General features: G+C 41.3%; 11 protein-coding genes. 4 read left to right on the top strand and 7 right to left on the bottom strand.

Annotated elements, in window-relative coordinates; genetic code table 11:
- Window positions 1–142: 142 nt before the first annotated feature.
- The 5 genes from gyrB to dnaA form a co-directional block, all read right to left on the bottom strand.
- On the bottom strand, window positions 143–2,086 hold the full coding sequence (gene gyrB, locus DNL43_RS04985; protein ID WP_056981381.1) for a DNA topoisomerase (ATP-hydrolyzing) subunit B: 1,944 nt from the start codon (window positions 2,084–2,086) through the stop codon (window positions 143–145).
- 15 nt (window positions 2,087–2,101) lie between these two features.
- Entirely contained in the window at window positions 2,102–3,220 is a 1,119-nt protein-coding gene (recF, locus tag DNL43_RS04980; protein WP_056981383.1) for a DNA replication/repair protein RecF, read from the bottom strand.
- Entirely contained in the window at window positions 3,217–3,459 is a 243-nt protein-coding gene (yaaA, locus tag DNL43_RS04975) for a S4 domain-containing protein YaaA (protein ID WP_056981385.1), read from the bottom strand. The genes recF and yaaA overlap by 4 nt, the downstream gene beginning before the upstream one ends.
- Window positions 3,460–3,751: 292 nt before the next feature.
- Window positions 3,752–4,891: a DNA polymerase III subunit beta gene (gene dnaN / locus DNL43_RS04970; protein WP_056981387.1), complete on the bottom strand. Its 1,140-nt coding sequence runs from the start codon at window positions 4,889–4,891 to the stop codon at window positions 3,752–3,754.
- A 189-nt stretch (window positions 4,892–5,080) separates the two neighbouring features.
- A complete protein-coding gene (gene dnaA, locus DNL43_RS04965; protein WP_109249147.1) occupies window positions 5,081–6,424 on the bottom strand; it encodes a chromosomal replication initiator protein DnaA in 1,344 nt (447 codons plus the stop codon).
- Between the two features lie 506 nt (window positions 6,425–6,930).
- Here dnaA and rpmH point away from each other — a divergent pair.
- From rpmH to DNL43_RS04945, 4 genes are all read left to right on the top strand, one after another.
- Window positions 6,931–7,065, top strand: a complete 135-nt coding sequence (gene rpmH, locus DNL43_RS04960) for a 50S ribosomal protein L34 (RefSeq protein ID WP_013729124.1) — start codon at window positions 6,931–6,933, stop codon at window positions 7,063–7,065.
- Between the two features lie 59 nt (window positions 7,066–7,124).
- Window positions 7,125–7,490 carry a ribonuclease P protein component gene (rnpA, locus tag DNL43_RS04955; protein WP_056981390.1) on the top strand — a complete coding sequence of 122 codons (366 nt, stop codon included), beginning with the start codon at window positions 7,125–7,127 and terminating at the stop codon, window positions 7,488–7,490.
- A complete protein-coding gene (gene yidC, locus DNL43_RS04950; protein ID WP_056981392.1) occupies window positions 7,487–8,323 on the top strand; it encodes a membrane protein insertase YidC in 837 nt (278 codons plus the stop codon). Before rnpA ends, yidC begins: the two co-directional genes overlap by 4 nt.
- A gap of 101 nt (window positions 8,324–8,424) precedes the next feature.
- Complete coding sequence (locus DNL43_RS04945) at window positions 8,425–9,555, top strand: glycerate kinase family protein (protein WP_056981395.1); 1,131 nt, start codon at window positions 8,425–8,427, stop codon at window positions 9,553–9,555.
- A 59-nt stretch (window positions 9,556–9,614) separates the two neighbouring features.
- Here DNL43_RS04945 and DNL43_RS04940 read toward each other — a convergent pair whose 3' ends face one another.
- Window positions 9,615–10,295: a type 1 glutamine amidotransferase domain-containing protein gene (locus DNL43_RS04940; RefSeq protein WP_056981396.1), complete on the bottom strand. Its 681-nt coding sequence runs from the start codon at window positions 10,293–10,295 to the stop codon at window positions 9,615–9,617.
- Window positions 10,292–10,630 (bottom strand): ArsR/SmtB family transcription factor, encoded by a 339-nt coding sequence (locus DNL43_RS04935; RefSeq protein ID WP_056981398.1) that lies wholly within the window; start codon window positions 10,628–10,630, stop codon window positions 10,292–10,294. The genes DNL43_RS04940 and DNL43_RS04935 overlap by 4 nt, the downstream gene beginning before the upstream one ends.
- Window positions 10,631–10,718 lie beyond the last annotated feature (88 nt).

The following is a 10,718-nucleotide window of genomic DNA, read 5'->3' as shown; positions in this document are numbered from 1 at the left end:
GTCACACTCTAGCCGAAACGTGTTTCGACGACCCTGACCCCTACTGTGTAAGTCAAAAATTCAAATGATGAACAAAAACCATTCATCATTTAAATTTCCGCCTTACACTCCGGGGTCAACCCGGGTCTCGTCACACTCTGCTTTACACATCCAAATTCTCCACGAACGTTGCATTATCTTCGATAAACTCACGTCGTGGTTCCACCTTGTCACCCATTAACATTGAGAAGACCTTATCTGCTTCAGCAGCATCTGAAGATTCAACTCTCAACAAGTGACGGTTTTCAGGATTCATTGTTGTGTCCCACAATTGTTCCGCATCCATTTCACCTAAACCTTTGTACCGCTGAATAACGGGTTTTGGTGATGGCTGCAAAGTTCCCAGGAATGAATTCAAATCATCATCGGAATCGATGTATCGTGACATCTTTCCTTGGCGAACCTGATACAGAGGTGGCTGAGCGACATACACATATCCGGCATCAATCAATGGACGCATATAACGATAAATCAACGTCAACAACAACGTCTGAATATGGGCACCATCGACATCGGCATCAGTCATAATAATGAGCTTGTGATAATTGACCTTTGATAAATCAAAGTCTTCACCAAAGCCGGTTCCCATGGCCGTAAACAGTGAACGAATTTCTTCGTTTGCCAAAATCCGATCCATGCTGGCTTTTTCAACGTTTAAAATCTTTCCACGAATTGGCAGAATTGCTTGAGTCAAACGTGAACGGCCCTGCTTAGCTGAACCACCGGCAGAATCACCCTCGACAATGAACAATTCAGAAATTCGAGGATCCTTACTTGTGTTATCAGCCAACTTACCAGGAAGGTTACTAATTTCAAGACCACTCTTTTTCCGAGTGACTTCACGAGCACGTTTAGCAGCGGAACGGGCTTTTGATGCCAACAGTCCACGATCAACAATCTTTCGGGCCATCTTAGGATTTTCCATCAGGAATTTCGTAAAGTGATCACTAAAGATTCGATCGGTAACGGTTCTGGCATCAGAGTTTCCTAATTTAGTCTTTGTCTGACCTTCAAATTGAGGATCGGGATGCTTGATGCTGACAACGGCAGTCGTTCCTTCACGGACATCTTCACCGGAAAGGTTCGGTTCGTTGTCTTTTAACAACTTGTTCTTCCGCGCATAGTCGTTGATAACCCGGGTCAAGGCTCGCTTAAAGCCTTCCTCATGAGTTCCACCTTCGTATGTGTGAATATTATTGGTAAAAGTCATTAATGTATTGTGGTAATCGTTGGTGTACTGAATGGCAACTTCAACAGTAATACCGTTCATAACCCCTTCGACGTAAATTGGTTCATCCAGCAAGGTATCCTTGCTGTGATCAAGGTATTCAACGTAATGTTTAATACCGCCTTCATACATGAAATCTTGTTCAGTAGGCTTTTCAGGACGCAAATCACGGATAACAATCCGTAACCCTTTGTTCAAAAATGCTAATTCACGTAAGCGGGCAGTTAATATTTTAATGTCATAAGTGGTTGTTTCCCGGAAAATATCAGGATCCGGAAGGAAATGAACTTTGGTTCCATGAAGATCATCAGATACTTCACGAATCACTTTCATCTTGGTCTTAACATGACCCCGAGTAAAGTCCATGTAATAAACTTTGCCGTCACGGGTAACTTCAACATCCAGTTCGGATGACAGGGCGTTAACAACTGAAGCACCAACACCATGCAGTCCACCAGATACTTTGTATCCGCCGCCGCCAAATTTACCACCGGCATGAAGAATCGTGAAGACAGTTTCCAAAGCTGGCTTTCCAGTCTTCTTTTGAATGTCGACAGGAATACCACGGCCGTCATCGGTTACGGTAACACTGTTGTCTTTTTCAACGGTAACGGTGATCTTAGTGGCAAATCCTGCCAGTGCCTCATCAATACCATTATCAACAATTTCCCAGACCAGATGATGAAGTCCTTGTGAGCTGGTGGTTCCGATATACATACCGGGACGCTTACGAACAGCTTCCAAGCCTTCAAGAACTTGAATTTGGCTCGCGTCGTATTCATGAGCTAATTCTTTTTTAGTTTCTTTTTTGTCAGCCATTTTGAATCTCCTTCACTATTTTTCCAAAGTAACATTACCTTCACTAATCCGAAATATTCGGGGATTGGTTAATAATTCCTGCTGAACACCACTTAAGCTGGTGGTCGTCAAAAATGTTTGAACTTTATCTTGAATAGCAGTTAATAGGTGGGTTTGTCTAAAATCATCAAGTTCGGACAGCACATCATCCAACAATAGGATGGGATATTCATCGGTTTGTTCTTTCATGAGGTCAATTTCAGCCAATTTGACTGAAAGGGCGGTTGTCCGCTGCTGACCTTGAGAACCAAACGATTGAACCTCCTTGCCGTTAATGACAAAGTGCAGATCATCGCGTTGCGGACCAATTAATGTGGTTGAACGCAAAATCTCTTTGTCCTTAATCTTGGCAAAATGCTTGAGCAGGCTTTGATAAATCGATTCCACAGAGCCGAACTGATCTGCTTCAACTGCTGTGCGATATTCAAATCCCAACTGTTCTTTACCCTGTGAAATTTCAGAATGAATTCTTTGGGCAAACTTTTCCAGCTTTTTAAGTAACTGAAGTCTTTGAAAGATAATTTCGGCACCATAGGCGGATAGCTGGTCGGACAATACATCCAGGTAAACCCGATCCGACTGTTTTCGATGGTGCAGGTCTTTCAAATACCGATTTCGCTGCTTTAATATCTTTTTATATTGGGTGGAATTGTATAAATAGCGGTTGCTCATTTGAGCAAATTCCATATCCATAAATCGCCGACGGACTTGTGGCGCACCCTTAACGATTGATAAATCTTCGGGGGCAAACAAAATCACGTTTAACTGACCGATGTAACTGGATAACTTGGCCTGCTCCAAATGATTAACCTTCGCACGTTTTCCTTTTGGGCCTAAATCCAGCTCAACTGGAACCGCGCCAAGGCGCTTTTGCAGGCGACCTTTAATTTGAGCAGTCTGACTCTGCCAATTGATCAATTCTTTTTCGTTATTGGTCCGATGGCTGCGAGTAAGTGCCAACACATAGATTGCTTCAAGTAAGTTGGTCTTTCCCTGGGCGTTTTCGCCGAGAAAGACGTTAATTCCATCGGAAAATTTAAGCGTTTGATCAACATAATTACGAAAATTATGAAGTTCAATTTCCGTTAACTTCATTCATTTCCCTGCTTTGAGCGAATAAAAAATAAGCCAACATCTGGGACTTCGACGTGATCGCCATCGTACAGTTTCCGGCCACGGCGATTATCAGGTTCGTCATTGACATTAACTGTTGTTTCTCTTAAAAACCATTTTGCCTGACCGCCACTGCTGATGATTGATTCCTCTTTAAGCAGTTGGCCAAGAGTGATATATGGACTATCAATGAAAACATCTTTTTTCACAATTTCACCCACCTTTTACATAGTCTATTATACCCCTTTATTTACTAAAAGTACACGGCTATGACGATTTATGGGCATTATGAGCCGTTTTAAAGAATTTAGATATTTTTGTATTAAATCAGCGAAACTTGCTAAAAAGTCCGTATATGGACTTCTAACGAAATATTGGCCATTCTTTTCGTCTTCAATTGATTTGTAAACGACTTTTGAACTGAAGTAAACAATTAACTTATAGTTTGGCAATTTTTGGCATAAAAAAACGACTCTCAGGAAATGTGGGAGTCGTTTGATCATTCGTTTTAAATTAGAACGTTCTGATAGGTGTAATCAGCTGAACAAAGCTGTCACTGTCCTCCGTTGGGGTCAATGTAAATGGCCGAAGAGCAGAAGTGAAGTCGATATTAATGGTTGCCTGACTGAATGAACGCAAAGCGTCTTTCATATAGTCGGGGTTGAAGGAAATCTCCAATTCGTTTCCTTCAAGCGTCTTGGGTTCCAAATTTTCTTCAACATTACCAACATCAGGAGAATTACCGTAAATTGTAACGGATTTTTTATCGGGATCAATCGTTATTTTAACAACGTTATTTCTTGATTCATGTGAAAGTAATGAAGCCCGTTCGATGGCAGCTAATAGTTCAGGTGCGTCGAAGGCAACCCGGGTATCGTGTGAATCTGGAATCAACCGGGTTGTGTCAGGATAGTTTCCTTCAAGAAGACGTGAATAGAATAATGTATTACCAATAACAAACAAGGCTTGGTTTTCAGTCACTGATAAGGAAACTTCTTCTTGGGCATCGTCAATCATTTTGGATAATTCGGTCAAACTTTTACCAGGGATGACAAAATCATAGGACCCGTTAATTGGGTTTTCCAAGGTTACTTTCCGTTGGCTGAGTCGGTGACTATCGGTTGCAACTGCCATTACGTGGTTTTCAGAAATGACAAAATGAACCCCGGTCAGAATTGGTCGGCTTTCTTGATTGGAAACAGCGACAACCGTTTGACTAATGATCTGTTTAAAGAGATCAGCTGCCAAAGGAATTGAATCGTTGGTTTGAATTTCAGGAAGGTGTGGATAATTATTTGCGTCCAATCCATTAATGGTAAATGATGATTGACCTGAAGTAATCATTGTCTGGAAGTTTTCACCAACCTCCAAAGTAATGGTATCTTTAGGCAGTTTCTTAACAATTTCAGTAAAGAATCTGGCAGGCAACACAATGGCACCTTCGGATTCAATGACTAACATATTGTCTGGATCGTCTGCTTTTAACGTGGTTTCAATGGAAATATCAGCATCACTGCCTGTTAGTACCAAACCATCAGGACCGGCAACAATCTTTAATCCTGTCAATATAGGAATCGTTGTTTTAGTAGAGATGGCTCTTGAAACTGTATTTAGACCTTTAGTGAATGCTGTTCGACCAATTGAAAATTTCATACTTTAATCGACCTCCCGGAAAGTGTAAGTATATATTAATTAATAAAAGAAAAAAGAAGTAATAGTAGGGCATGTGGATATTGTGGATAACTTTTCACAAGTCTTTAGTACTCAACGATTAACCTGTGGATAAGACTGTGCACAACTTATTGACTTCTCTATTATTTATCCACAGTCGATTATACCATTTTAGTTCAGGGAGCTTTTAATGTCCGAGATTTCTTTTCTCAAATCTGAATCAAGTTTGATGATTTCGGCAATTTTGTCACAGGCGTGAATGACAGTTGTGTGATCTTTACCGTCAAATTCTTTACCAATTTTTGGCAACGAATTACTTGTCATTTCTCTAGCCAGGTACATTGCGATTTGCCGCGGCATGACAATTGATTTCATCCGCTTTTTACCCTTTAAATCACTAATTGAAATGTGGAAATAGCTGGCAACCTTGTTTTGAATGTCAACGATTGAAAGCTGACGGTTGTCCTTACTTAATTTGAGACCACGAAGGGCTTCATAGACCAAGTCGGTGGTGATTGGTTCATCCTTCAATTTGGAATAAGCCTGAACCCGTGACAAAGCACCTTCCAACTCACGAACGTTGGAATCGATTTGACCGGCAATGTAAGCCAGTGTGTCGTTGGGAATCACCAGGTTATCCAGTTTTGCTTTATTTTTGAGAATCGCAATTCTGGTTTCCAAATCTGGCGGGGTGATGTCGACAGGCAGGCCCCAGGCAAACCGTGAAACCAGTCGTTCCTGCAGCTTGGGGATTTCTTGTGGTACCCGATCTGAAGTGAGCACGATTTGTTTATCGTTATTGTAGAGATCGTTAAAAGTATGGAAGAACTCTTCTTGAGTTCCTTCTTTTTGGGCAAAGAACTGAATATCATCAACCATCAAAATGTCGACATCCCGGTATTCGCGCCGGAATTCTTCGGTTTGGTTGGTTTGAATGGCATTGATAAAGTCATTGGTGAAGGCTTCACTTGTGACATATTTGACGTTTGTTTCCGGATGATCTTCCAACCGTTTGTTGCCAATCGCCTGCATTAAATGGGTTTTGCCCAAACCGACGCCACCATAAAAGAACAGTGGATTGTACAACTTGCCGGGTTCTTCAGACACAATTAAAGCAGCGGCATGGGCCATTTGGTTGCCCTTGCCGATAATGAAATTATCAAACGTGTAGTTTGGATTGAGATGATTCTCTTTACTAAATGAAAATTCTTCGCCGTCTTGTTCCGGATGGTTATCCACAGGTTTTTCTTGCGCCTCTTTATTAACGTCCGAATCCAGAATAAACTTTGGCTCGATGTTGCCCTTTGTAATCACAAAAGCATATTCGATCAAATTTGGTGCCAATTGTTCTTTCCAGTAATCCCGATGCAATTCAGAAGGTAAAGATAAAGTAAGTGTGGATCCATCAAAGCTGATCGGTTTGACTGGTTTGATCCAGGTGTCATATGTAAGGTCAGTTGTATTATTACGAAATTGTTCGCTCAACTTTTGCCATAATGAATCCTTATCTAACACTACGAATTCCCCCTCTGTTTTTTAGTCGTCTTACGAAATGCAAATTAATTTTAGCATTCCAAAGAAAAGTTTTCCACAGGCAAAAACAGCCTGTGCATAATTGTTTCACAGGAGTGGATGAAATGTATAACTGCCCTGTGGATAAGTGGATAATGTGGGTCGAAATGTGGGTAATTAACAGGTACCTGTGGATAACTAAAACTGATAGCAACGGCTTTACCGAGAAATAATTTGTCGAAATGCACAACCTGTGGATAACTTTTAAAGCACCGTGTGCAACTGTGGATAACCTTGTGTAAATCACCCAAATCGGCTATTATTATTTATGCGGTTATCCACACTAATTGTTCATGAAACAAATTTTAAATTATTTTTGATTTTAGCGATCAAGCAAAAGACTATTCCATTAATGAACAAATTATGTTAATATATTTGGGAAATGCATTTGAACATATTGTAATTAAATGCTTAAACGCGACTTTTAGAGTAAAAGGGAGGAATTCATAATGAAAAGAACTTATCAACCAAAGAAGCGTCATCGCGCACGCGTTCATGGTTTCCGTAAACGTATGAGTACCAGCAATGGTCGTAAAGTGTTGGCTCGCCGACGTCAAAAGGGTAGAAAATCATTGTCTGCATAGACCACTGACCATTCAGTGGTCTTTTTCATTTATTTTTCAAAAATCTGTGGAGATGGATCATGCGAAAATCGTATCGAGTAAAAAAAGAGTCTGAATTTCAAGAAGTATTTGAAACTCATAACTCGGTTGCAAATCGTCAATTTGTTGTCTATTCTTTGGACAAACCCAATCAATTACATTTTCGCGTCGGTATTTCTGTTGGTAAGAAGATCGGTAACGCGGTACATAGAAATTGGGTTAAGCGAAGAATTCGCCAATCCCTGTTGGAGCTGAAGCCGTATCTCCGTCAGGACGTTGACTTCATTGTTATCGCCCGTCCGGCGACGGATCAGATGGCAATGGCTGATGTTAAAGCCAGCCTCATTCACGTACTCAAGTTAGCTAAACTAATCGATCCCAACTATGATAGTGAGGAAAAAAGTTGAAAAAAAGAATAAAGAAATTACTAGTATTACTATCATTAGTAAGTTTGACGGTAGTACTTTCCGCATGTAGCAATACACCAATAACTAATCACAGTACAGGTATTTGGGATGGTTGGGTTGTCCTGAACTTCTCAAGAGCGATTATCTGGCTGTCTAAATTCTTTAGTGATAACTATGGTATGGGTATTATTATCTTTACCATTCTTGTCCGGATTGTTATTTTGCCATTGATGATTTACCAAACCAAAAGTATGCGGAAGACCCAAGAGGTTCAACCGCAGCTGAAGGCTTTGCAGAAAAAGTATTCATCAAAGGATGCCGCAACCGTCCAGAAACTTCAGGCTGAACAAAAGAAATTGTATGCTGAAGCGGGAATTAATCCATTAGCCGGTTGTTTACCATTGATCGTTCAGATGCCAATCCTGTTTGCACTTTATCAAGCAATTTGGCGGACTCATATTTTGAGAAGTGGAACGTTCTTCTGGTTACAGCTTGGACATCCGGATCCATATTTCATTCTGCCGGTTCTGGCTGCATTGTTCACTTTCATTTCTTCATGGTTGGCTATGAAAGGCCAGCCTGAATCCAACTCAATGACAACGATGATGACAATGGGAATGCCATTCTTTATTTTAATTATGGCGCTTAGCTTGCCATCAGCCTTGTCACTGTACTGGGTAATTACCAACGCGTTCCAAGTGGGTCAAACCTTGGTTATTCAAAATCCTTGGAAGATTCGCCGTGAACGTGAGAAGAAACAACGTGAAGAACGCGAGAAACAACGAGCTATTAGAAAAGCTATTAAACGTGCCAAAAAGAGTAAACGTAAATAATTCATTAAGCAGTATCGTCAAATGGCGATGCTGCTTTTTTTATGGTCCAAAACGGCCCGATTCGGTTAAACTGGAGTAAATATCGTTAAAGGATGCTGAATATGAAAAAAATTGTGATTGCGGCTGATTCATTTAAAGGGAGTGCAAGTTCCTCGGAAGTGGCCGATTATTTGGAACGGGGACTTCAAGCAGCTGGCAGTTTATCTGAAATTACAAAAGTGCCCCTTGCCGATGGTGGTGAAGGGACCGTTACAGCTATTATTAAGGCTGCCAGCGGCCGTTTAATGTCTTCCAAGGTCTCTGGCCCTGCCGGTGGTCATGTTGAAGCACAGTGGGGATTATTGCCTGATCACACGGCCGTCATTGAAATGGCCGCGGCTGCCGGATTTACCCAGGATCGTGATCAAAGTGTTGCTGTGAAGTCGACCTTTGGGGTTGGCGAACTCATTAAGCAGGCTTTGGACTATCATGCAACTACAATATACATTGGTCTTGGCGGCAGTTCGACCAATGATGGCGGGGTTGGAATGGCCCAGGCATTAGGTGGCCGGTTTTACGATCAAAATGGGTCCGAAGTTCCCCGTGGAATTGCCGGTCTGCGTGATTTAGTCGGAGTGAATCTAGAAGGGTTGGACAGCCGACTTCAAAACGTTCAGGTGATCGGCCTTGCCGACGTCGACAACCCATTGACTGGAAAAAATGGGGCCACCCAAATCTTTGGACCACAGAAAGGTGTTCGTTCCAATCAAGTGGCTGAATTCGATAAGCGGCTTAACCGTTTGTCACAATTAACCACAAAGGTTCTTGGGACTGACTATTCGACGATGCCTGGGGCTGGAGCTGCTGGTGGTCTTGGATTTGGTGTTCTGGCCTTTCTTGGTGGCCGGCTCACTTCCGGAATTGCAAAAATGATCGAAATTGTTCATTTGCAGGCAAAAATTCAAAACGCTGATCTGGTTATCACTGGTGAAGGCCGAATTGATCAGCAGACCTTGAATGGTAAGCTGCCTTTGGGCGTTGCCCAACTTGCTCACAAGGCCGGGGTTCCAACAATTGCTGTGGCCGGAAGTGTTTCCGGAGACGTTCAGCCGCTTTATGAACACGGCTTCGATTTAATTCTTTCGACAACTACCAGCCCAATGACAGTTGATGAAGCAATTCAGCAAGCCCCTCAGTTAATTACTCAAGCCGGATACCGGATTGGCAAGATGATTCAATTAATTAATCGATAAGTAAAACGGGTCAAAATACTGTTATTTCACAGTGTTTTGACCCGTTTTTTAATTGCTAATTATTTTATATTTTTAAGAAGCAGTCTAGCCACAGCTTTTGGTGAGAATGGATTTTGGCCTGTAATAAAATGACCATCCTGAACTGCATATTCTTTATATGCACGCTTCTTTTTAAAATTGCCCCCGCGCTTTTCTACTTCCTGTTTGTTTAAAAATGGTACGACTGATTTTTTACCCGCGATAATTTCTTCGGCTGTTGTAAAACCAGTGATTGTTTTTCCGGCAATCAGGTATTTGCCGTTGTTATCTTTAATATTGAGCAGTCCGGCTACTCCGTGACAGACTGATGTGATGTAGCCGTCATTGTTGTAGATTGATAACGCAATTTTCTGGAGTTTAGGATCATCTGGGAAATCCCACATGACACCGTGACCGCCAGTATAGTAAATTGCTGAATAATCAGCTGGATTTATTTGATCCGGTCGCAGCGATTGAGTTAGTGCGCGTTGTTGGAAGTCTTTGGTTTCGTAAAATTCCATAATGGATTTATTGGTGTATTTCATACTTCTTGGATCCAGCGGGACAAAGCCGCCCTTTGGACTAACATAATCAACTTTTATTCCAGCCTGTTCCATTGATTCGGCAAATTCAGTTGCTTCTCCCAACCACAAGCCGGTTGGATCATCAGTTCCTTGATAACGTGTTTCATTTGTTAAAACAATTAATACCTTTTTGGTCATTTTTTAGTCCCCGTTTGTTTAATAATCTCAGTCACATGGTCGAGTAATGTTTTCAGTTGATCAATTTCCTTGATATTGTGTGATAAATAATAAAAATTTTTGGTTCCTTCACTTCTCATAGCAACAAGATGCGCGTCTTTTAAAATTTTCAGGTGGTGGGAAACCGCAGGTCTGGACAAATGAGTTGCATTTGTCAGATCAGTGGCCTGTAAGCCGTTGCATGCATTTTTCTTGAGTAATGCGATAATAATTGCCTGACGTTTTTCATCTCCTAGTGCAGTTAGGAAAGTGCTTATATTGGCAAACTCTGATTGAATTTGTTTTAAATCAGTCATTTTTGACTTAGCTCCGTTCATTTGTTTAAACCATTAAACCATCATGGCTAATTGAAGTCAATATTTTTGCTCGAAGCAGCAATTCTTG

The organism is Lentilactobacillus kefiri (genome assembly GCF_009739535.1).
In the GTDB taxonomy this organism is placed as follows: Bacteria; Bacillota; Bacilli; order Lactobacillales; family Lactobacillaceae; genus Lentilactobacillus; species Lentilactobacillus kefiri.
Note: the sequence above shows the minus strand (reverse complement) of the source record. Positions and strands in the feature narration are given on the sequence as shown.